Annotated in this window: 19 protein-coding genes; 7 read left to right on the forward strand and 12 right to left on the reverse strand. The window is 66.3% G+C overall.

All coding sequences use genetic code 11. The features are described 5' to 3' along the window. Window position 1: 1 nt before the first annotated feature. Both ACYVKL_RS12160 and ACYVKL_RS12165 read right to left on the reverse strand, forming a co-directional pair. Window positions 2-1,378 (reverse strand): flavin-containing monooxygenase, encoded by a 1,377-nt coding sequence (locus ACYVKL_RS12160; protein ID WP_379162245.1) that lies wholly within the window; start codon window positions 1,376-1,378, stop codon window positions 2-4. A 111-nt stretch (window positions 1,379-1,489) separates the two neighbouring features. Further along, entirely contained in the window at window positions 1,490-2,383 is an 894-nt protein-coding gene (locus ACYVKL_RS12165) for an SAM-dependent methyltransferase (RefSeq protein WP_379162248.1), read from the reverse strand. A gap of 298 nt (window positions 2,384-2,681) precedes the next feature. Here ACYVKL_RS12165 and ACYVKL_RS12170 point away from each other — a divergent pair, with 298 nt between their 5' ends. Then, complete coding sequence (locus ACYVKL_RS12170) at window positions 2,682-3,902, forward strand: FAD-dependent monooxygenase (RefSeq protein WP_379162251.1); 1,221 nt, start codon at window positions 2,682-2,684, stop codon at window positions 3,900-3,902. Between the two features lie 50 nt (window positions 3,903-3,952). Here ACYVKL_RS12170 and ACYVKL_RS12175 read toward each other — a convergent pair whose 3' ends face one another. After that, complete coding sequence (locus ACYVKL_RS12175; protein WP_379162254.1) at window positions 3,953-4,453, reverse strand: hypothetical protein; 501 nt, start codon at window positions 4,451-4,453, stop codon at window positions 3,953-3,955. A 91-nt stretch (window positions 4,454-4,544) separates the two neighbouring features. Here ACYVKL_RS12175 and ACYVKL_RS12180 point away from each other — a divergent pair, with 91 nt between their 5' ends. Both ACYVKL_RS12180 and ACYVKL_RS12185 read left to right on the forward strand, forming a co-directional pair. Further along, window positions 4,545-5,093: a TetR/AcrR family transcriptional regulator gene (locus ACYVKL_RS12180; protein ID WP_379162256.1), complete on the forward strand. Its 549-nt coding sequence runs from the start codon at window positions 4,545-4,547 to the stop codon at window positions 5,091-5,093. Window positions 5,094-5,504: 411 nt separating this feature from the next. After that, the gene (locus ACYVKL_RS12185; RefSeq protein ID WP_379162259.1) at window positions 5,505-5,987 is read left to right on the forward strand and encodes a hypothetical protein; all 483 of its coding nucleotides are present in this window, start codon (window positions 5,505-5,507) and stop codon (window positions 5,985-5,987) included. Window positions 5,988-6,504: 517 nt separating this feature from the next. Here the strand turns inward: ACYVKL_RS12185 and ACYVKL_RS12190 are convergent. Then, window positions 6,505-9,081 carry an FHA domain-containing protein gene (locus ACYVKL_RS12190; protein ID WP_379162262.1) on the reverse strand — a complete coding sequence of 859 codons (2,577 nt, stop codon included), beginning with the start codon at window positions 9,079-9,081 and terminating at the stop codon, window positions 6,505-6,507. A 236-nt stretch (window positions 9,082-9,317) separates the two neighbouring features. Between ACYVKL_RS12190 and ACYVKL_RS12195 the strand changes: the two genes are divergently transcribed. Next, the gene (locus ACYVKL_RS12195; RefSeq protein WP_379162265.1) at window positions 9,318-11,111 is read left to right on the forward strand and encodes a serine/threonine-protein kinase PknD; all 1,794 of its coding nucleotides are present in this window, start codon (window positions 9,318-9,320) and stop codon (window positions 11,109-11,111) included. A 623-nt stretch (window positions 11,112-11,734) separates the two neighbouring features. On the opposite strand, the gene ACYVKL_RS12200 is transcribed toward ACYVKL_RS12195, so the two are convergent. The 7 genes from ACYVKL_RS12200 to ACYVKL_RS12230 all read right to left on the reverse strand — a co-directional run bounded on the left by ACYVKL_RS12200 (window position 11,735) and on the right by ACYVKL_RS12230 (window position 18,145). Next, complete coding sequence (locus ACYVKL_RS12200; RefSeq protein WP_379162268.1) at window positions 11,735-12,283, reverse strand: PaaI family thioesterase; 549 nt, start codon at window positions 12,281-12,283, stop codon at window positions 11,735-11,737. Between the two features lie 80 nt (window positions 12,284-12,363). Next, complete coding sequence (locus tag ACYVKL_RS12205; protein WP_379162271.1) at window positions 12,364-13,296, reverse strand: NmrA family NAD(P)-binding protein; 933 nt, start codon at window positions 13,294-13,296, stop codon at window positions 12,364-12,366. Between the two features lie 129 nt (window positions 13,297-13,425). Then, window positions 13,426-13,995 (reverse strand): YbhB/YbcL family Raf kinase inhibitor-like protein, encoded by a 570-nt coding sequence (locus tag ACYVKL_RS12210; protein ID WP_379162274.1) that lies wholly within the window; start codon window positions 13,993-13,995, stop codon window positions 13,426-13,428. A gap of 33 nt (window positions 13,996-14,028) precedes the next feature. After that, window positions 14,029-14,589 (reverse strand): LeuD/DmdB family oxidoreductase small subunit, encoded by a 561-nt coding sequence (locus ACYVKL_RS12215; RefSeq protein ID WP_379162276.1) that lies wholly within the window; start codon window positions 14,587-14,589, stop codon window positions 14,029-14,031. Beyond that, window positions 14,586-15,833, reverse strand: coding sequence for a 3-isopropylmalate dehydratase large subunit (locus tag ACYVKL_RS12220; protein WP_379162279.1), 1,248 nt, complete (start codon window positions 15,831-15,833; stop codon window positions 14,586-14,588). Before ACYVKL_RS12220 ends, ACYVKL_RS12215 begins: the two co-directional genes overlap by 4 nt. 6 nt (window positions 15,834-15,839) lie before the next feature. After that, on the reverse strand, window positions 15,840-16,712 hold the full coding sequence (locus tag ACYVKL_RS12225; protein WP_379165698.1) for an isocitrate lyase/PEP mutase family protein: 873 nt from the start codon (window positions 16,710-16,712) through the stop codon (window positions 15,840-15,842). A gap of 2 nt (window positions 16,713-16,714) precedes the next feature. Continuing rightward, the gene (locus ACYVKL_RS12230) at window positions 16,715-18,145 is read right to left on the reverse strand and encodes an MmgE/PrpD family protein (RefSeq protein ID WP_379162282.1); all 1,431 of its coding nucleotides are present in this window, start codon (window positions 18,143-18,145) and stop codon (window positions 16,715-16,717) included. 148 nt (window positions 18,146-18,293) lie between these two features. Between ACYVKL_RS12230 and ACYVKL_RS12235 the strand changes: the two genes are divergently transcribed. Continuing rightward, on the forward strand, window positions 18,294-19,322 hold the full coding sequence (locus tag ACYVKL_RS12235; protein WP_379162285.1) for an Lrp/AsnC family transcriptional regulator: 1,029 nt from the start codon (window positions 18,294-18,296) through the stop codon (window positions 19,320-19,322). Between the two features lie 165 nt (window positions 19,323-19,487). Here the strand turns inward: ACYVKL_RS12235 and ACYVKL_RS12240 are convergent, their stop codons facing one another. Then, window positions 19,488-20,093: a TetR/AcrR family transcriptional regulator gene (locus tag ACYVKL_RS12240; RefSeq protein ID WP_379162288.1), complete on the reverse strand. Its 606-nt coding sequence runs from the start codon at window positions 20,091-20,093 to the stop codon at window positions 19,488-19,490. A gap of 180 nt (window positions 20,094-20,273) precedes the next feature. Here ACYVKL_RS12240 and ACYVKL_RS12245 point away from each other — a divergent pair, with 180 nt between their 5' ends. Both ACYVKL_RS12245 and ACYVKL_RS12250 read left to right on the forward strand, forming a co-directional pair. Then, entirely contained in the window at window positions 20,274-20,732 is a 459-nt protein-coding gene (locus tag ACYVKL_RS12245; protein WP_379162291.1) for a nuclear transport factor 2 family protein, read from the forward strand. A 29-nt stretch (window positions 20,733-20,761) separates the two neighbouring features. Further along, entirely contained in the window at window positions 20,762-21,991 is a 1,230-nt protein-coding gene (locus ACYVKL_RS12250) for an epoxide hydrolase family protein (RefSeq protein WP_379162294.1), read from the forward strand. Window positions 21,992-22,241: the final 250 nt, after the last annotated feature.

Consider the following 22,241-nt stretch of genomic DNA (forward strand, 5'->3'; position numbering starts at 1 on the left):
GTCACGGCCGAGTACCCGAACCCCGCTGGGCCGCATCGGTACGCTCCGGATCGAACATGCCGGGCGTGAGATTCCGCCAGCCGAGCCGCTTGCGTAGCGTGGCCAGATAGCCGTGGTAGGCGTGGGCATCCACATAGGAGCGATGGCGTGCGGTGGCGAGGAATTTGATGCCGCCGTTCAGCTTCGGCATATCGGCCGCGATCAGCTGATCGAAATCGGCTGCGCGCGAAGGATTGTGGTCCTGATCGTGCAGGTATTGCGCGACCACATTGCTGATGTGATCGAACAACGTGTACGCGCTGGAATTGACCTCGATGTAGCCGAGTCCGAACAGGTTTCGATGTTCGCGATTGAACACCGACAGGTACAGATCCGGCCGGCCATCGCTCCAGTGGAAATACTTCTCGGCATACGGGATCTCCCAGTCGTAGCCGGTCGCGTAGAGGATCAGATCGACCTCCTCGCTGGTGCCGTCGGTGAACCGGACCCGGGAACCTTCCAGCGCCGCGATATCGGGACGGATGGCGACATCGCCGTGCTGCAGATGGTGCACGAGCTGACTGTTGAGCAGCGGATGCGATTCGAACAGCTTGTGATCCGGCTTGGGCAGCCCGTATTTCCGCAGGTCCCCCAGCAGCAGGCGGAGCAGCGCCTGGAAGACCGGCCGCTCCAGCCACAGCGGCAATTGCGGTCCGGTATTGGCGAGTTCGTCGCTGGGGATGCCGAAGACGTGTTTGGGGATCACGTGATAGCCCCGCCGGATGCTGACGAACGCGGCATCGGCGTTCGCGGCGGCGTCGCAGGCGATATCGGCGCCGGAGTTGCCCAGCCCGACGATCAGTACCCGCCGGCCGCGAAACTCGAGCGCGCTGCGGAAGGTCGACGAGTGCCGGATCTCGCCGTCGAACCGGCCCGGATGCTGCGGGGTGCGCGGCGACCAGGTGATACCGGTCGCGCAGATGACCGCCCGATAGCGGCGCACGGACCCGTCGTCCAGGGTCACCAGCCAGTCGTCGCCGTCCTCGGCGACATCGGTGACGGCGCAGTCGAACCGGATGGCCTCACGCAACCCGTACGCGGCCGCGAACGCGCGCGTGTACGCCAGGATCTGCCGGTTGCCCGGGTAGTCGGGATAGTCCTCCGGCATCGGATAGTCGAAGAACCCCGAGGTCTTCCGCGACGAGATGAAGTGCGCGGACTCGTACATCGGCGTGCCCGGATTGTTCAGGTCCCAGATCCCGCCGACATCGGAATGACGCTCGAACTGCTCGTAGGGAATTCCCAGCCGCCGCAACGCGCGAGCCGCCGACAGCCCCGCCGGCCCCGCGCCGATGACACAAATCTTCCGCGATCCCGCGACCGCACCGCTGTCCGACATGAACCCTCCACTCGAAATGGGAATGGACACATCCAACCGGCTGACGACCTGCGGCGATGAGGGGAAATGCGGAAAAGATGGGGGGCGAACCGGACACGCGGCGGCCCCGGGTCAGACCTTCTTGCCGATCGCGCCGTAGAGCGAGACGTTCTTGTCGTGGCCGGGCGGGAACTCGACGTCGCCGGCACGCCAGCGATGAATGACCTGCACGCCGGGCTCGACCAGTTCCAGCCCGTCGAACAGCCGCTCCACTTCTGCGCGCGTGCGCGGCCGCACCGGGATGCCACGGTCGATGTAAACCTGCAGCAGGCGGGCCATGCCGTCGGGATCGGTTGCGCCGTCGTCGAAATCGGTCGTCACATGCGAGATCGCCAGGTAGGAGCCCGGCGCCAGCGGTTCCATCAGCGTGCGCACGATGTCGTGCACATCGCCGGGCACGAAATGCAGCAGGGCCATCAGCGACACCGCCACCGGCCGGGACAGGTCCAGCGCCTCCAGCAACTCCGGCGCACCCAGGATGTCTGCGGGTTTCGCAGCGTCTGCCAGCACGAAGGAGGTGCGCCCCTCGGGCACGCTCACCAGCAGGGCCCGCGCATGGGAGAACACCATCGGATCGTTGTCCACGTAGACGACCCGGCTCTCCGGCGCCAGCCGTTGCGCGACCTGATGCAGGTTCGGCTCCGTCGGAATCCCCGTCCCGATATCGAGGAACTGCCGAATCCCCTCCCCCGCCAAGAAGCTCGTCGCACTCCGCATGAACTCCCGATTGGTCCGCGCCGTCACCCGGGCCGCCGGAAACTCCTGCAACGCCTTCTCCGCGGCCTCCCGATCCGCCTCGTAATTGTCCTTCCCCCCGAGGAAGTAGTCGTACATCCGAGCCGAATGCGGCACATCGGTACGCAACTCATTCGATCCCGACACGGCAGCCCCCTGTGGCCCGTTATCCGAAAACCCGTCTGACGATGTATACCGCAGCCAGACATTCCCCACCCCCGGTTCGGCCACGCCGAACACCTTGCCGCCCAGCCGTAGCCCGATCGCGGCCGCAGGCGGTCACGACCACCGCGTCCCAGACCATCGCCGTCGTGCCGAACGCGACACCCAGCAGCCAATCTCCCCACCACAATCCTCCTGGACGGTCGCAAAACTCGCGCCCAGTATCGGGAGCGGCAGACGAACCACGGTGGCTCACGAACCGCCGACCAGGTTCCAGGAGCGGCACCGCCGCTGTACGGGAACATTCGTTCAAGACTCGGGGTGGTGGTTCGGGGGATGGTGGGGGCTCGTTCACGAGGAGGGCTTCATGCGGATTCTCATCTCCGGTGCGAGCATCGCGGGGCCGGTGCTGGCGTATTGGCTGAGCAGGCACGGGTTTTCGGTCACCGTGGTGGAGCGGGCGGCGGGGCTGCGGAAGAGCGGGGGGCATGCGGTTGATCTGTATCGGCCGGCGCTGGAGATCTCGGCGAAGATGGGGGTGCGCGAGCGGGTCGAGGGGCTGGCCACCGGGACGGAACGGCTGACGCTGCGCAGGGAGGGTGCGCGCCGTCCGGTTCGAGTGGATCTCGGCAAGATTTTCGGTGCGGCATCGGGCACGCACGTCGAGATCATGCGGGACGATCTGAGCGAGATCTATTACGACGCAGCGTGCGACGAGGTCGAGTATCTGTTCGGGGACTCGATCACCGAGCTGTCGGCCGACGGGGAGGTGCGGTTCGAGAAGGCGCCGGCGCGGCGGTTCGACCTCGTCATCGGCGCGGACGGGCTGCACTCCACCGTGCGGCGGCTGGCCTTCGGGGAGCGCGCCGGTTCCAGCGCTTTCATCGGGGCCTACCTCGGCGTGCTGACCCTGCGTGACGTCGCCGCGGTCGACGGCGAACTCGTCATGCATGTCGGAGTGGGCCGGACCGCGGGCATGTACGGCGCCCGGCAATCCGGGGAGGCGCGGGCGCTGTTCCTGTTCCGCAGCCCACGCGAGCTCGAAGTTCACCACCACGATGTACCTCGGCAGAAAGAGCTGCTGCGCAACGCTTTCCAGGGAATGCACCCCGAGGTGGACCGGTGGTTGAGCGAGCTCGACCGCACCCCGGCGTTCTACTTCGACTCGATCACCCAGCTCCGGATGGACACCTGGTCGCGGGGGCGGGTGACGCTGGTCGGCGACGCGGGTTACTGCCCCGGCCCGGCCGTTGGCGGCAGCGCCACCCTCGCCGTCGTCGGCGCGTACATCCTCGCCGGGGAGTTGGCGCGCGCGGGCGGCGACCACGAGCGCGCCTTCCCCGCCTACGAGCGGGCGATGGCGGATCACGTCCGCGGGAGCCGCGCGGTCGCACTGAGCGCCGCGAAGACCCTGATCCCCACCTCCCGCCTCGGCGTCTCCGGGCTCGCGCAAGGCGCCCGCCTGATCTCGGCGCTGCCCGCCGGCCCAGGCCGAGCTCTGCTGCGCCTCACCACCAAGAGCGGACGCCTCTACGACTCCATGCTGGTCGATGACTACCCGCCATCGATCGCGGCGCGAATGCCGTAGCCGCGCAACACATCTGCGGACACAGAGATGTAACCGGGATCCGCCTACCGCTAGAGGGAGGCGGTGGATGGACGCCAGAGCATGACACGGTAAGCGTCGACGAGAAGCCCACCCGTCAAGTACCGGTGGACGTTCGACAGCACCTTCCACACCGGTCGGCCGACAGGCTTGGGATAGCGGACAGCCGTGACCATGGTCAGTTCCCGCTCGTCCGCGCGAACGACGAGCTGCCCGTCCAGCATCCACCCCTGCACGTCGAGGCGGATCCAGTCGTCACCGCCACCGTCGATCCGCCAGCCCGCCACATGATTCGGCGCGCCGGGCCGGGCCAGGCGCATGGTCAGCAGCACGCGCCAGATGAACTGGCCGCCCGCGCCCGCGACCCGCTCGAACATGGCGCGGGCCCACTCCTCGGGCGAGCCCAGCGCCGCGGCGTCGATGGGCAGCGTGAACACGTCGATGTAGTACGGCTCGGCGAACGTGACGAAAGCGCGCAACTCCTGCGGAATCTCGTGCTGCTGAAAGGCGGTGGGCGTGTCGGTCGAAGTCATGTCGGGTGCCTCCCTCGGCGATATATACGGTGCCGTATATATCGGAGGCTACAGGTAATATACGGTGGCGTATAGATCTGACAGGAGGCGCATGGCGATCGCACGGACCCCGAGCGAGAAGTGGATCGAGCAGGGCCTGCACGCCCTAGCCGAAGGCGGACCCGACGCGGTCCGCGTCGAGGTGCTGGCCAAGGCGCTCGGCGTCACGAAGGGCGGCTTCTACGGCTATTTCGCCGACCGCAACGCACTACTCGAGGCCATGCTCGACACCTGGGAGCGGCACAGCACCGACGACGTCCTGGACCGTGTCGAACGCGACGGCGGCGACCCGCGCACCAAGATCCAGCGCGCCGGCGCCCTGACCCTGTCCGCCGAACTCCTCCCCGTCGACCTGGCCATCCGAGACTGGGCCCGCCGCGATCCCGCTGTCGCCCAACGCCTTCGCCGCGTCGACAACACCCGCATGCAGCTACTCCGGGAAATGATCGCCACCTTCTGCGACGACCCCGCCGAAGTCGAGGCCCGCAGCCTGCTCGCCTTCTGCCTCCGCATCGGCGAACAACTCCTGGCCGCCGACCACCCCGACCACACCCGAGCCCAGGTGCGAGCAGCCGCCGCCGACATCATCCTGAAGCGATAAGACGGTAAAAAACGGCGCGGCGACCTTTGGTTGGTCGCCGCGCCGTTTTTCGTTTGCCCCCGAACAGATCAGTCCCCGGTAGTCTCTACCGAAATCTCGAGTCCTAGTCGTCGCTCTGACTCGATTCCCGATCGACTTGCCGGGGGCCTGGCCGAATCCTATGGGAGCGTCGCTCACTTCGACAGACGTCTCCATCGCCGTTGCGTCGTTCTCCGGTGTTTCGGTGTATACCCAAGTCTCCTCCGCCTCGGGCCGGAGTCAATAGTGGTCGGCATATCTTTGGCAATTTTTTCGGCAGGGGTACCCGAAGGGCGCGCGGCGTCGAATACCTAGGCGCCGCTGCGCTCGCGCCGGCGTCCAGTTACGCAGGAATCACTCGATGCACGCACGAATCAACCATGAGGAGGATTAGTGACGAACGACGTGACTCGCCGGGCTGCCGGTACCGTCGGCAGGCTGGGTTTCGCGGGTGCGGTGGCCGGCGGGCTACTGCTCGGTCAGCAGGGCGTCGCGCAGGCCGCGGAGACGACCACGTTCCAGCTCCCATTGATGGAAGTATCCCAATCATGGGGCGTTCCAGCGTATTTCTCGCTCTTCATGACGGCCACCGCCGGCGAGGAACCGGGCGTCACCAGCTTCGGTGTCGCCAACCCGCCGCCGTTCGACGGTAACCACGTGCTCGACTCGTCGGTCCGGATCCGGTGGGTGAACGTGAACACCGGCGCCTGGGGTGTGGTCGACATTCCGGTCCGGGAAACGGCGGAACAGCCCTGCACCTGCGCACCGGCGGCAGTCCCGGTGCAGACCGGACCCGGCCGGATCGTCGCACTCGCGACCGCGAACGGCGTCGCCGCCAATGTGTCCTCGGGGCTGGGTACTTCGATGACTCCCTGAGTCCTTCGATCGACCGAAACGCAGGGGGCCGGTGCCGCTTTCGCGGCACCGGCCCGTCGAAGTTCGGTATGTTTTGTCAGAGGCACCAAACCAGGTCCGCAGATCCGGGCAGCGGGATCACGAAACAGAAGCCGATCGATCCATCCACAGGCGTTGCCTGGACTTCACTGGCGGACGCCGTCGACGCCCCGGCAACACCGAGTGACAGTACGACCGCGGTCGCGGCTGCCGTACTCACGATTCTTGCAATCATTTCATCAACTCCCTGTCAGGCTGCAATTTCGAGGAAAGACCTCTTACCCAAAGGTAAGCCAGCAGTTCGCTAGTCGGTAACCAAAGATATTGACCCTGATCAGTGGTAGGCACTCATGAGTGCCCACACCGGGGGCGAAATGTGTTGCATTCTTTATCGAAAGAACACGGTCGCATATCGAGAATACGGATCCGACCGATCAAGGCCGCGAACCGATGACGGATCGATGACGTCAGCTTCATCACCGAAAGGCCAACGGCAGGCTCACATCTGAGCGGCCCGGGCGCCGCGCCGCCGCGGCTGCATCCGGTGCAGGCGATACCAGGCCAGCGCGAGGAAGATCGCCGCGAGACCGGCGAGGACTCCCATATCGAGCAGCCAGGTGCCGATGGTGTGTTTCCACAGCGGGTCGGGCCCGCCCTCGTGCGGCGTGATGGTGTCGAGGTCGATGCTGGCCGCTCCGGCGCCGTAGCCCCAACGGGACGGCGACAGGTAGGACAGCTGTTGCAGAACGGGCGTGCCGGGCAGCCGCACCAGCCCGCCGGTGAGCACCAGTTGCGCCATCGACAGCACGATCAGCAGCGGCAGTGTCTTTTCCGAGGTGCTCACCGAAGCCGACACCAGCAAGCCCAACGTCAGCGACGCGATGCCCAGCATCGCCATCGCCAAGATCAACTCCAGCTGAACCGAAGTGAATATCCCGCTCGGCGGAAAGCTCGTACCGATAGTGCCGATCAAGAACAACACCGCCGCCTGAAGGATGGTGATCACACCCAAGACGAGCAGTTTCGACATCAGATAGACGCCGGCCGACAGTCCTGCCGCGCGTTCTCTGCGGTAGATCGTCTGTTCCTTGACGATCTCGCGAATCGCGTTGCCGGTGCCGACGAAGCAGGCACCGAAAACCAAGATCATGAGCTTGGTGGGGGCATCTTCGTTGGTTCCCGGCGCCCCGGTGAAACCCGCGCCCGCCGGCACCGCGGCGACCAAACCGCCCAGCAGCAGCGGCATCACGCCGAGTAGCGCCAGATAACTGCGGTCCGAGGCGATTACCGCCAGATACCGCCGGCACAGTGTGCTGAGCTGGCTGAACTTGGACTGCCGGGCGGGCGGCGGCGCTGCCGGTGCGTGTACTTCCGCCGGTCCGATGTCGTCGATCGGCCCGACATCGACGTAGTTCTCGAAGCGCGGGGAGTTCCGGAACTCACCGGCCCAGTCGCGGTCCTCGTCCCGGTCGAATGCTTGGAACACCTCGGCCCAGGTGCGCTGCCCGAACTCCTGCAACCCCTCAGCGGGCGGTCCGTAGTAGGCCAGCTTGCCGCCGGGCACCAGCACCAGGAGGCGGTCACAGGAATCGAGATTCGCCACGCTGTGGGTGACGACGATGACGGTCCGCCCGTCGTGGGCGAGTTCGGACAGCATTTCCATGACCGTCTTGTCCAGGCCGGGGTCCAGGCCGGAGGTCGGTTCGTCGAGGAACAACAGCGACGGTTTGGTCAGCAATTCCAATGCGACGCTCACCCGTTTGCGTTGCCCGCCGGAAAGCCGGTCGATGCGGGTGTCGGCATGCCGGGTCAGGCCGAGTTCGTCGAGGACTTCGTCGACTCGCTGCTCGCGCTCCTCGCGGCGGGTGTCACCGGGGAACCGCAGCTCGGCCGCGTAGAGCAGGGCGCGTCGCGTCGGGAGCTCTTTGTGCAGGATGTCCTCCTGCGGAACCAATCCGATCCGGTGTTGCAGCTCGTCGTAATCGGTGTACAGGTCGCGTCCGTCGTAGCGGACGGTCCCCTCGGTCGCGGGCCGCATCCCGGTGACCGCGCCCAACAGCGTCGACTTGCCCGCTCCGCTGGGTCCGATGACCCCGACGAGTGAGCGCTGCGCGATGGGGAAGGTCACGTCGTCGAGCAGCACTTTGCCTTCCGGTGTCCGCACGATCAGGTTCTGGACACAGACCGAGATGTCACCGGTGTCGACGGACTCGCGCAGTTCGTTGCCGACGAGCCGGTAGGTGGTGTGCCCCATGCCGATCAAGTCGGATTCGGACAGGTCCGCGGTCTCGATGCGGTGGCCGTTGACGTAGGTGCCGTTGTGGCTGTCGAGGTCGACGACTCGATATTTGCCGTCGGCGATCACCTGTAGTTCGGCGTGATGGCGAGACACCATGAGATCGGGCACGACGATGTCGTTGTCGGCGGCGCGTCCGATCCGGAGCGTGCCCGAGACGATCCGTACTACCGCGCTGGGCTGAGTAGTCGGAGGCGACGACCGCGACACTCGCCGCGGCAGCCCCGGCTCGAACAGGGTGACGGTGGCTTCATCGTCCAAGTCATAGCCAGGATTCGGGACGACCATCGTGTCCCCACCGAAATCGTCATCGGGTTCGGGCTCGGGCGCGGGGGCGGGGTTGGGTGATTCCAGCGAGCAGGACAGTTGCGCACCATATTTGGCATGCCCGAGCTGGAAGGTCTCGTCGTGGTCGATCAGCATCCGCTCGACGCGGTGACCGTCGAAAAAGGTGCCGTTCAGGCTGTGCGCGTCCTCGATCTCCCACCCCTGCGACCCTCGCTCCAGCACGGCATGCAAGGACGAAACACGCGGATCGGTGACAACGATGTCGGCGGTCGGATCCCGGCCGATGTTGTATGCGCCCCCGGCACGTAGCCGATAGACGTGTTCTCGCGTCTGCACCACGAGAACGGCTGACTCCGGGAATTCCGTGGAGGACCGCACATCCGCCATAACGGGAGTATACGACCGTGCCGAACTGCCGCGGCGAGTGCTGATTGGATTTGAAATACTAATACGACAGAAGCTGAAGCAATATCGAAGCCGAATATTGCTCAATCTGTTTCATGCACCGAATTTCGTTACCCCCCATTTGCGTTGTGCGCCACCGGTGCCACACGGTTGAATCGCAAGCAAAGAGGTACGCTCGAGTTGCTACAGGTTTGTTGGCGGATAGCGCCGACTCTCGACTGTCTGGCCTGGCTGAATCGACGAGGGTGGGGTACCAGCTCGGGCGGGGGTTGGATTGCAAGCAAGTACACCGTTTGCCAGTCGGGTGGTCACGGGACGACATAATGGACGACACGTCAGTTGGCGGCGGAGACACCACCTCAGCGGAGGTGTTCGGGCGCTATCGGCTGTTGTCGCTGCTGGGGCACGGTGGCATGGGCCAGGTGTGGCGGGCGCATGATTCGCTGACCAACCGGGTGGTGGCGGTCAAGGTGTTGCCTGAGCGCTTCGCCGATGACGAGGAGCTGCGCGAACGGTTCCGCCGGGAGTGCCGGGCGGTGGCGCAGTTGACCGAGCCGCATGTGATCCCCATCCACGATTTCGGCGACATCGACGGTCGGCTGTATCTGAACATGCGCTTGATCGAGGGCACCGACCTGCGTGCGGTGATCAGCCGAGAAGGGGCCTTGTCGCCGCGGCGGGCAGTGGCGATCTGCGCACAGGTGGCCGGCGCGCTGCAGGCGGCCCACGACATCGGGCTGGTCCATCGCGATGTCAAACCCTCCAACATCCTGCTGGGGGCCGATGAGTTCGCCTACCTGATCGACTTCGGGATCGCCCACGCCACCGATGACCGTACGCTGACCACGATCGGCGAAACCCTCGGCACCGTCGCCTACATGGCGCCGGAGGAGATCACCGCGGAGATCAAGGCCGATGCCCGAGCGGACGTGTACGCGTTGACGTGCGTGCTGTATCAGTGCCTGACCGGCGAACCACCGTTTGCGAGCGCAGCGGGGGTGCAGGGAGTGATCGCCCATCACCTGCATACCCCGCCGCCACGACCCAGCACCATTACACCCGATGTACCGGCTGCGTTCGATGCGATCATCGCCAAGGGCATGGCCAAAGACCCCGACGATCGTTACCAGACCGTGCGCGAGCTGGCCGCGGCGGCCCGCACCGCGCTGGGCGGTTCCGCGGTCAGCACCAGCGGGGGCGTGGCTGCGCGCCATGGGCGGCGAATCAAATTGTCGCCCAAGACCGCCGGGCTGCTCGCCGCCGCGGTCGCGGTTACGGTGGTGGCCGCCATAGCGGTCGTCATCGGCGTCCGCCTCGGATCAGGCGGTGGCAATTCGCCCACACCTATCACCTCGGGCTACTCGGCACAGACTCCGCTGCCGTTCACCGGCGTCAGCTTGCCCACCGATGTGACTGTCGACGCGGCGGGCAATCTGTACGTCACCGACATGGGTAACGATCGGGTGGTGAAACTAGCTGCGGGCGCATCGACTCCGACCCCGCTGCCATTCACCGGCCTGAGTAATCCCCAGGGTGTGGCGGTCGACACGGCGGGCAACATTTACGTCACCGACACGAGTAACAATCGGGTGGTGAAATTAGCTGCGGGCGCATCGACGGCGACCTCGCTGCCGTTCACCGGGCTCAAGGATCCCCAGGGTGTGGCGGTCGACACGGCGGGCAACGTATACGTCAGCGACCGGGGTAACGACCGGGTGGTGAAATTGGCGGCAGGCGCGTCGGCGCCGACCCCGCTGCCATTCACCGGGCTCCAAGATCCCCAAGGGGTGGCGGTCGACACGGCGGGCAACGTATACGTCACCGAATTGAGTACCGAGCGGGTCGTGAAGTTGGCGGCGGGCGCGTCGACGGCCACCTCGCTGCCGTTCACCGGACTCAAGGATCCTCAGGGTGTGGCGGTCGACGCGGCGGGTGACTTGTTCGTCGTCGACTGGGGTAATCAATGGGTGGTGAGGTTGGCGGCGGGCGCATCGACGCCGACCCCGCTGCCGTTCACCGGCCTGAAGAATCCCCAGGGTGTGGCCGTCGACACGGCGGGAAACGTTTACATCACCGACCAGGGCCCCGATCCGGTGCTGAAACTCCCGGTCGGCTGAGGCTGGAGGAGAAGTTCGGAGCCGGAAACGACTGGAAGAAAACGGATCTGGCATTCGACACGACAACGAGAAAATGCCCGGCGATTCGCCGAGCATTTCCATTGGTGGAGCTAAGGGGACTCGAACCCCTGACCCCCACAACGAGGTTCATGAGACTCATCGGTCCGGCAAGGTATCGACCGCCGGCGTCGCCGCCGACGGCCGTCTCCGCGACCGCGCCGGGCACGGCCGGACCAACCGTCACAAGCCCAACGAATCATGTTCGGCGACAACGAAAGTGCCGCGCATAGCGAGGCACTCCCGCCAGGACCGATCTACACGACTTCCTCACTGGGCGACCCCGAAAGACTCGCGCATCGGATACCAGGCCCCAATGACCGATCGTCAGGACGTCAAATCGCCCGATGACAACGCAGTATCTCCCGCCCTGAGACCCCGACGGTCCGTGATGCCTGGCCATGGCGCTCGAGCAGGGAAAACGGCGGCAAGGCCGACGATGTCACTTCCGGTCCGCGAGCGCCCGCGCTCGGTCGCACCCGACGCCTGAACCAGTTCGACGACGAAAGCGCGGGGTAACCGTGGGGCTGGGCCGAGTCTGTGTCCACACCTCGGAGTGGACTGCCTCAGCTGCGCTCGGCCCGCTCGCGGTCCCCGGGTACGGCGAACAGCAAACAACTGCTGGTCGCGGTCGCGAGGAGCTTGCCGCTTCGACTGGTGAGTGCCGCCTCGGCCATGGCGACCCGGCTTCCCAGGTGCCGGACGGTGCCCGTGCACTGCACGGGGCCGGTGTCGACGCGGATCGGGGCGAGAAACCGGACCGACAGGTCGATGCTGGTGTAGGCCGTACCCAGCGGGAGCAGGCTGTGCACCGCGCATCCGGCGGCCGAGTCCAACAGGGACGACGACACACCTCCGTGGACCGAACCGATCGGGTTGTAGTGGTATTCGGCAGGTGTGAAGCCGAATACCACTGTGCCCGCCTCGACCGACTCCAGGCGCACGTCCAGTGTGTTCATCAGCGGCGGCGGCGGAACAGAGCCTTCCGCGACGGACCGAAGAAACTTCAAGCCGGACATGGTTGCCGCGGCGTTCGCGGCAATCATCGGATCGTCCCACGCATAACTACGCAGTCGGACACCGGTTTCAGCGCTCAGTGCTGCACTGTGGTTCACACGAATCTCCTGTTGCCTGTTCGTCATCTGCTACGAAAGCCCACCGATCCGGGTGCCGGCTCGGTCACGAAAATGGTTAACTACGGGGAGACGGCCCGGAACGCCGCTGTGCGCGAGGTCAGGAACTCCCGCAAGGAGATGGGCTCACGCTCGATCAAATCGCGGATCTTCTGCGGGTCCGCCGGGATGGATTGCCCGCTGCGGGCGATGACCTCTCCGACCGACGAGATGTGCTGGGCCATACCGTGGTTGATCACACCGTCGCCGAGGCCCTCGAGTTCGCGGCGCCATCGATCGGCCGAGACCGCTTCGAAACGCACCGGGCGCCCGAGCACGTCGCCGAGCAGTTCGGCGATCTGCGCATGGGTGAACGACTCCGGGCCGGGCGGAAACACCACGGGGCCGTCGAATCGTTGCGGGTGCAGCATCGCCGCAACGGCGAGTTCGGCGGCATCTCGACCGCTGATCCAGCCGATCGCACTGTCACCGAACGAATTCCGTATCACGCTCTCGTCGTGGATCGACCGAGCGTGCAGTACCTCGAGGTTCTCGTGGAACAGGGCGACCACGCGCAAGATGAGCACGTCCAACCCAGCCCACTGCAGCACCTGCTCGGCGAGCCACTGGTTTCGCCCCAGTTCACTGGGATGGTCGGGATGTGCTGGGCCCATGGACATCACCACGACCCGGGGTTGCCTGCTGGCCTCGCGTACCGCGGCGGCAAAGTTGGCTGCGGCCGGCACGACTCCTGGAGCCACCGGGTAGGTGAAGTACGCCAGATCGACGTCGGTGAGGGCTGCGGCGAGGGTTCTGCGCTGATGTAGGTCGCCCACCACCACTTCCGCACCGAGGGACTCGAGCAGCTCGGTGCGGTCACTGATCTCCCGGGCCAGCACCCGCACCCGGTGCCCTTCGTCTCGAAGGCGTCTGACCACATGCTCGCCGGTGTTGCCGTGACGGCCGGTCGCGCCGGTGACGAGGATCGGATTCGACTGTGTCGCACTGTGCGTCACTGCATCGGCCTTTCTGTCGGTATGCCGCTGCCGTAAAGCACCTTACTATACCTATCTATAGCTAGACAGACCCTTCACGAACCTGACTTCTTCTCTGCCGCGCCTTGGGGGAACAGCGGTACAGGGATCTCAATCCCGCTGATAGGTACCGGTCAGCCTTCCGCGAGCGAGGACGTGACCATCGATCGCAGTCAGGGTTCGGGCGAGGGTGGCGTCGGAGTTCAGGCTGCTGGCTGCGTCCAGGGCGAAGATCTGAAACACGTACCGGTGCGGGCCGTGGCCGGGGATCGGGCGTGGACCGGCGTATCCACGGCGGTGGAACGATCCGATGCCGATCTGCCCGGAAGCGAGCTCGGCTCTGGGGCGATTGATCGCGTTCTCACCGAGTTCGCCTACCGCAGGGTCGATTCCGGTGACGAGAGCGTGCACGATGGGGCATGGCAACGGCACGTCGGGGTCTTCGACGACCAGCACCAGCTCCACCGCGGCCGCCGGGACTCCCGACCACGCAATCTGCGGTGAGATGTTCTCTCCCACACCGGATCCCGCGTGGCGCTGGGGTATCGGCCCGCCGTCGCGGAAGGCACTGCTGGTCACTGTGATCGTCTCGGGGGCGACGGCCGCCGGGTGGTGCCAGGTGGTCCGCCCGATTCCGGCTCGGACCGGGCGCAGCAGCCGCGCGAGTAGATGTACAGCCATGGGGGTCTCCGTTGCTCTCGGTCGCGGAATTCGTCACGCCGCGGATCCGCCGGCACCGACGGCACCCGAGCGCAGCGCAGCGAGAAGTTCCGCAGGGAGGTAACCGTTTTCGGCCAGCCGGGCGAGTACGCCTCCGCTGGAAAGGATTTCGCGGATCAGTGGCGGCAGCGGAGTCGTGCGCGCCGCGGCGCCGGTGGTTTCGTTGCGGTAGGCGCCGGTGGCGATATCGACGACGGCCCGGTCCCCGTCGCGGAAGAAGCTGGTCGCGCCGGGCACCGTGAGCGCGGGCAGCCCCGCGTTGATCGCGTTACGGAAGAACAGCGAATTGAATTCCTCGGCGATCAGTGCGGCGACGCCCAGGTGCCGGAACAGCGCGGCGGCCGGGCGGGAGGAGCCGACGCCGAAGTTCTTGCCGGCCACCACGATATCGCCGGGGCCGACCTGGTCGGTCCAGCCGGGACGGAGCTGGTAGAAGATGTGCCGGGCGGCCTCGGGCAGGTCGAGTTTCATGGCGAACGCCGGATACATGGCGTCGGTGTCGATCGAGTCGCCGAAGACCCAGACCTTGCCGCCGATAGTCGTGGTGGTGCTCATGCGGTGACGCTCCGGGGGTCGGTGATGTAGCCGGTGACGGCCGAGGCCGCGACGGTGGCCGGAGAGGCCATGTAGATCTCGGCCTCCGTACTGCCCATACGGCCGGTGAAGTTGCGGGTGCTCGAGGTGAGGCAGACTTCGCCGGGGCCCACCACGCCCATGTGGTAGCCGAAACACGCACCGCAGGTGGAGTTGGTGACGACCGCGCCCGCGTCGGCCAGGGCCTGCAGGTAACCCAGCCGCATCGCGTCGCGGTAGATCTGCTGCGAGGCGGGTGTGACCAGCAGGCGCACGCCGGGAGCGACGGTCCGGCCGCGCAGGATCCCCGCGGCGATGCGCAGGTCCTCGAGCTGCCCGTTGGCGCACGAGCCGATGAACGCCTGATCGATGCTGCGATGTTCGATGCGCGACACCGGTATTCCGTTGTGCGCCACGGTGCCCGGCCGCGCCACATACGGTTCGAGGGCGGACAGATCGACGGTGCGCACGGCGTCGTACTCGGCATCGGGGTCTGCGTCCGCGGGCACGAAGTCGGTGATGCCCTTCTCCGCGAAGAACTCTCGCAGCCGGTCGTCGACACCGAAGGTAGCGAAATCGGCGGAGATCTCAGCGGCCTGGGTCGCGATGGTCCGGCGGTCGTTCAACGGAATGCCGGCCAAGCCCGGTCCGCCGAATTCGAGATTCCGGTTCGTCGCGTCACCGTAAGTGTCAGCGAGATAGAGGAATACGTCTTTGCCGCCGACCTCCGGCGGCAGCGAACCGACCAGCTCGTACCGCACGGTCGGTGCGACCTGGAACCAGGTCACACCGGTGCACAGGATGGAGTACACCTCCGCGGGGCCCAGTCCCCGGGCGGCGGTGTTGTAGGCGCCGCCGGCGCAGGTGTGCGAGTCGGTGCAGGCCAGGACTTCTCCTGGGAGAGCCAACCCGTTCTCGGCGATGACCTGGTGGCAGATCCCGTGCTGCCCGACATCGAAGAACCTCTCGATCCCGAAGTCGGCGACGAACTTTCGCGCCTTGGGACCGCCCTCCGCGTCCTTGAGCGTCGGCGCGGGAACGGCATGGTCCATGACGACCGCGACCTTGTCGGGGTCGTGGATCCGGGCCGGCGGGATCCACAGGGTCGCGAACTGGAGGTCGATCATGACGCACATGTCGACCTCGACGGTGACGAGATCGCCCGGCCGGACCCGTGCGAGCCCGGCCTTGCGGGCCAGCAGATTCTCGATCATGGTCATTCCCATGGCGGGTCAAACTCCTTCGATACGGTGGCGGTCGCCGAGCTCGGACCACTCGGCCAGGCCGACGAGGTCGAAGAATTCGGCCGGTTTCGTCGGCAGCAGGGGTGCGGGGTCGCGGCCGGCGAGCTCGGCGAGACCGGTCAGCATCGCGTAGGCTGCGGCCCCGAGGGGCAGGGACGGCTGGATGGCGATCGCGTAGCCGAGATCGGCGATCCGGCGGGTGGATTCGATCGGGGTGAGACCGCCGGTGACGAGATTGATCAGCTTGGGGCCCGGAACCTCCCGGGCGATCTGTTCGATCTCGTCGATCGACCGGGGCGCCTCGATGAACAGGACGTCGGCACCGGCGTCGGCGTAGGTGTTCGCCCGTTCGATCGCGGCGCCGAGGCCCAGTGGCGCGCGGGCGTCTGTGCGCGCGATCACGACCAGGTCCGGATCGGTGCGCGCCTCGAGCGCGGCGCGGAGCTTCACCACGAATTCGGCTGTGCTGATCAGTTCCTTGTCCGGCAGGTGACCGCACTTCTTCGGAAATGCCTGATCTTCCAGCTGGATCGCCGCCACACCCGCTGCCTCGTACTCGCGCACGGTGCGAATCACGTTGAGCGGAGCGCCGTACCCGGTATCGGCGTCGGCGATCAACGGGAGATCGCCGAGGACGGCGGTGAGCAACCGGGCGCGTTCGGTCATCTCGGTCTGGGTGACCAGTCCGATGTCGGGCAGCCCGAATCCGGACGCCGCTACTCCGGCGCCGGTCATGTAGGCGGCGGTGAATCCGACCCGGCGGACCAGCGACGCCGATAATCCGTCGAACACGCCCGGTGCGACCACCAGTTCGCCGGATGCCAAGCTGCGCCGCAACTTTCGCCGGGCCGCGTGCGCGATATTCACTGCGCGTCCTTTCCGTCCAGGGCACCGGCCACCGGCGCGGCGAGCAGGTCCGCGAGCTCGCGGACATCGGTGAGTTCGTCGAGCCGCAGGACGGCGTCCGCGATCGTGTGGAGCCGGGCGGCCGGCAGCAGCGGCCCGACCAGCGAGCGGTATTTGGCGACGATCTCGTCGTCGGTGACCGGGTCCGAAGGCCCGCCGTGCGGCTGGGCGATTCGCCTGTGCAGCACGGTGCCGTCCTCGAGACGGATAGTGAGATCGGTGGCGAATCTGTCCTGTACCGGGCCGTTCTCGATGGATTCGTCCAGCTGGACCTCGACTTTTCCGAGCAACTTCCACACGTCGCCGGCATCGAGCCGAGACGCCGTGAACTGCGGCGGCAGCACCTGTCCGTCCAGCAGCGCGACCGCCGCCGCATAGCCGAGGTTCATCTGCGCGCCGACCGAGGTCAGCGGACGCTGCGGCTCCCACCAGCCGTGGTGGTAAACCGTGCGGCCGACCCGGATCTCGACGCGGGAGACGGTGGCCGGATCGATGGCGTGCTCGGCGCGCAATTCGAGGGCAGCCTGCACGGTTCCGTGCAAACCGCCTTGCGCGGCATAGGATTTCACCATGACGAGCTCGGTGTGCCAGCCCTGCCCGAGTCCGGCGATCACCTGCGCGGGATCAGGATCGTGGCCCTCGCCGAACACCGCGAGGAAGCCGCCGTAGGGCCGGTCGAACACCTCCTTGATGCCGGTGTAGCCGGCGGCGGCCAGTCCGGCCGCGTAATAGCCGTTGCGCGCGGCGAATCCGTGCTGCATGCGCTTGGACATCGCCTCGTACTGGGCCGCCATCAGCCCGGCCGACTGGGTGCCCGCCATGCCCAGCGCATCCTCCAGCCGCGGGACGTCGAGTCCGCGCAGCTTCCCGGCCACCGTTGCCGCCGTGTGGGTCCCGAAGACCGGACCGCTGTGCCAGCCGCGGTCGAGCATCTGCGCCCCGTGCAGCGCCAGCCCCACCCGGGGCCCGACCTCGAACCCCGCGATCGCGGCGGTCAGCGCCGCGGCACCCGTGACTCCGCCGAGGGATTCGGCGGTCGCCAGGATGGTCGGCACGATCAGCGAATTGCTGTGCAACGGTGCCAGCGGGTGGAAGTCGTCGAGCTCGAAACCCTGAATGAAGGTGCTGTTGAGCAGCACTGCGGCGGGGCCGCTGGTGGTGGCGCCGGTACCGATCACCACCGAGTCCCCGCTGCCTTCCAGACCCAGGACCGCATCGGTCGCGACCCGGGACCACGGCAGCTGGGCGCCCACCAGGCCACAGGCCACGCCGTCGAGCAGCAGATGCTTGGCACGTGTCCGGACGCGGTCCGGGATCGTGGCCAGCGTCAACTGCTCGACCCATCGCACCAGCGGCACGGTGACACCGGTGACTGTCGAATCGCTCATGAACTCAGTGAACGCCCCAAAGGAACAAGACCCGGATATTGAAGGAAACAAGTCTCAGTGTCGGGCATATCGTTGGAAACAGGCGATCTTGATAGGTTGATGCAGGTAAGCGGCAGAGCCCGGATGCCCCGATCGGGACGGAGTGCTGATGACCAAGGATCGCAGCGGCGGCGTCGACGAGGTCGACGTCATGCTGCTCGACGCGCTGCACACCAATCCGCGCGCCAGCTTCGAGCGACTCGGCCCAGCGCTGGGCATTTCCGCGGTCACCGCAGCGCGCCGATGGCAGCGGCTCAGCGAGTCCGGCCGGGCGTGGGTGTCATCGGTGCCCGGCCCACAGCTGGCTCTGGTCGGCGCGGTGTATCAGGTGCGGGCCGAGCCCGGCCGTGTCACCGAGGTCGCACACGCGCTGAGCGCGGTCCCGCAGGTCGTCAGCGTGTACGCCACCGACGGTGCCTTCGACCTGCACACCCTCGTTTTCGCCGGCGATATGGCGGCATTGACAACACTGCTCCTCGACGGGCTCCCGCGGACACCCGGGATCGCCATGGCCCAGGCTCGGATCGGCCTGGTCTGGTACAGCGCCGTGCGGTGGCAACTCGGCGCGATGGACGCCGCCCAGAAGCGTTCGGTGTCCGAGCAGCACCGCAAGGAGCAGGTTCGATCCGACCGCAACCGAGTATTCGACGAGGCGGACCGGACCCTGTTTGTGGCGCTGCAGCGCGACGGCCGAGCCCGATACCGTGACCTGGCCCGGGAGGTGGGCGCGTCCGAGACCCTGGTCCGGCGCCGGGTGGAAACTCTCGTCGAACGCGGAATGCTTTCCTTCCGAACCGATTTCGCGCGCAGCGAGGGCGGCTGGCCGACCGAATACGTCCTGTGGCTGTCGGTCCCCCACGACCAGCTCGACGAGTTGGGCGCACAGATCGGATCATGGCCGCAGACCCGGATCTGCCTGTCCACGGTCGGCACCGCGAATCTCATGGTCATGGCGCAGGTTCACCGCAACCGCGACGTGACCCGGATTCTCGAACGACTCCCACCGGAGGCGGTCGTCACCGACCAGCGGCTGGTCCTGCGAGCCGTCAAATCCTGGGGCCGATTGCTGGACGCCGATGGCCATGCCCTCGACCACGTTCCGGTCGACCCCTGGGCGCCTACCGGTCCGGTGCCATAACCGGGTGCTCGATCACTCGGGCCGGAGCTGGGTGCCTTCGTGCCGCTGGGGACCATGCGGGCCTTGGTGGTTCGGCCCAGTGGTTGCCGCTGGCGGCCCAGACAGTTGGTTCCGTCGGACTCCCATCGACTCCCGATCGGAACGTCGGACACGCAACTCATCGGTTCACCATGGTGGCGCGGGGTGAGGTAGTGGGCCAGCCGTCACGTCCTGCAGCGATTGGAACGCCAAGCACAGGTAGCGCCGCCACAGGTCGGGCTGCTCATCGAGCATTGGTGCCGCGGTTTGGTAGATGCCAGCCATGAGCAGGATGACGTCGGCCCCTGTGATGTCACCACGGATCCCACCCTGATCTTGAGCGGCGCGGGTGAGAGCCTCGGTCACGGCCTCGAGCCGCTTGCGGTCGCGCGCGACGTCGGCGTGCTCGCGAAGGGCTCCGTGGACGACCTGACAGAAGGCGCGGTCCTTCACCTGGAGTTCTACCGCCACGGTCATCAATTCGTACAGCCCGGCGGTGGCATCACCCTCCCCGAGCAGGCGCTCACCGGTCGCAACCATCCGTTCCATGTTCTGGCAGACGATCGCCGCGAGTAGATCGTCCTTGGCCGGAAAGTGCCGGAACACCGTTCCTTTGCCGATTCCCGCCGACTCGGCGATCTCCGCCACCGACACCTCGGTTCCGTGGCGCGCGAACGCCTCGGTTGCCGCGTCGAGGAGGAGCTTTCTCGTCCGCACCGCGTCGCTACGCATCTGCCTTGCCGGCTCTGCCACCGCATCCTCCGCACACCTCAGCCCGAGGCAGGGTGCCGGATCGCGAATGAACCGGACCGTCGGGTCATCTTAATTCTAGCAAAGTGACCACCCGGTCCGGTTATCTGTTATCGTCAAAAATGACCATCCGGTCCGCTTACGTGGTGTGGCGGACCTCAGTCGACGAAAGAGGTGATTCACATGGACACTCTCGAGCGGTTGAGCATCATCGAGGAGCTCCGCCGTGTCATGGCGCGGTACGTCCATTTCGCAGATCAGCAGCGATGGGAGGACCTCGCGGGGCTCTTCACTCCCGACGGGACCTTCACTCCGCACAAGCCCGACGGTTCGGTCTGGATGCGAATGCAGGGTCGTGACGAGATCGTCGCAACCCTGCAACAAAGCGGCGGCGCGGACGTGGTGCTGATCCATCACCTGTTCTCCGACGAGATCGACGTCGACTCGCCGACCTCAGCCCGCGGGGTGTGGTCCATGGAAGACCTGATCAGCCGAGTCGAGGGAACCGAGATCCCCGAAGGGCTCCCGTTCGTCGGCATGCACGGCTTCGGCCACTACCACGCGCAGTTCCTCAAAACGGACGGCTTGTGGCGGATCACCGAACTCATCCAGACCCGCCTCCGGCTCGACTTCACGCACTGAACACCCAGAGAACCGAAAGAGACCACATCATGAGCAACAACCTCGATGCCCTGACACCGTTCACGATCGACGTAGCCCAAGACGCCCTCGACGATCTGCGCCGCCGCCTCGAAACAACCCGCTTCGCCGCCGACCTCGACAACGAGACCGAGTACTACGGACTGAGCACCGCCTATCTCCAGCCGCTCGTCGAATACTGGGCCGACGGATTCGACTGGCGGGCCGCGGAGAAGCGCCTCAACGGATTCGAGCAGTACAAGGTCGACATCGACGGCACACCAGTCCATTTCGTCCGCAAGCCCGGCAAGGGCCCGAACCCGATCCCGCTGATGGTGCTGCACGGATGGCCGTGGCCCGGCGAGTTCAGCTACGGACTCATCGATCCGCTCGCCGACCCCGCCGCACACGGCGGCATCGCCGCAGACGCCTTTGATGTCATCGTCCCCACTTTGCCCGGGTTCGGCTGGTCGACGCCGGTCGGTCGCGGTGATCTGAACTACTGGAAGATCGCCGACATTCTCCACACCCTCATGACCGAAGTACTCGGGTACGAGAAGTACGGCTCGCTCGGCTCCGACTACGGCGCACTCGTCAACAGCGCGCTCGGCCACAAATACGGCGACAGCATCATCGGGCTCCACTTCGGCCACGACCTCGTCCCCGGAATGTTTCAGCACGACCGCTACTGGGACCTCACCGCCGGCGAACCCATTCCGGCGGACGCCTCGCCACAGCTACGCGAGGAGATCCTCAAACTTCACGCCACCTACGCATCCCATGTCGCCGTCCACATGCTCGACGCACAGACGATCACCCACGGCCTCGACGACTCCCCGATCGGCATGCTCGCCTGGCTGCTGCAGCGCTGGAAGAAGTGGAGCGACAAGCACGGAGACTTCGACGCCGTGTTCTCCCGGGACTTCATCCTGACCCAAGCGACGATCTTCTGGGTCACGCAATCCATCGGGTCCTCGATCAGGATGTACCGCAACTCGGTCCGATACCCATGGCAGCCGGTTCACGACCGGCTGCCCATCGTCGAGCCTCCCGCGGGCTTCACCCTGCTGCTCGGTGATGTGTACCCGCCCGGGGTCCACACTGTGGAGGAACGGATCGCCGCATTCGAACACGGACCGTCGCGCGGATTCTTCAACGCCGTCAACGTGAACGCCCATGAGAGGGGCGGCCACTTCGGCCACTTCGAGAACCCCGAGGCGTTCATCGGTGATGTGCGCACAACCTTCCGGGGCCTGCGCTGAGCCACTGAGCACTCGCGGGCGGCTCACGCCGATGGCGACTCCCGAGACTTCGGGATCTCCGAAGCTGAGTCCGCCCGCGAATGCGGCACGCCGCGTTCGTGATTGCGAGGCGATCAGCGGCGGGAGCTGATGGCTGCCAGCGGCGACATCACGCAACACTGAGTGGCCGCAGACGCAGCAGTGCGGGCGATCGAGCTGGCAGAACACCTTCGCCGGCACCCCGGAAATCAGGTCAGGATCCCGCCGCCCG

This window comes from Nocardia tengchongensis (assembly GCF_054781395.1).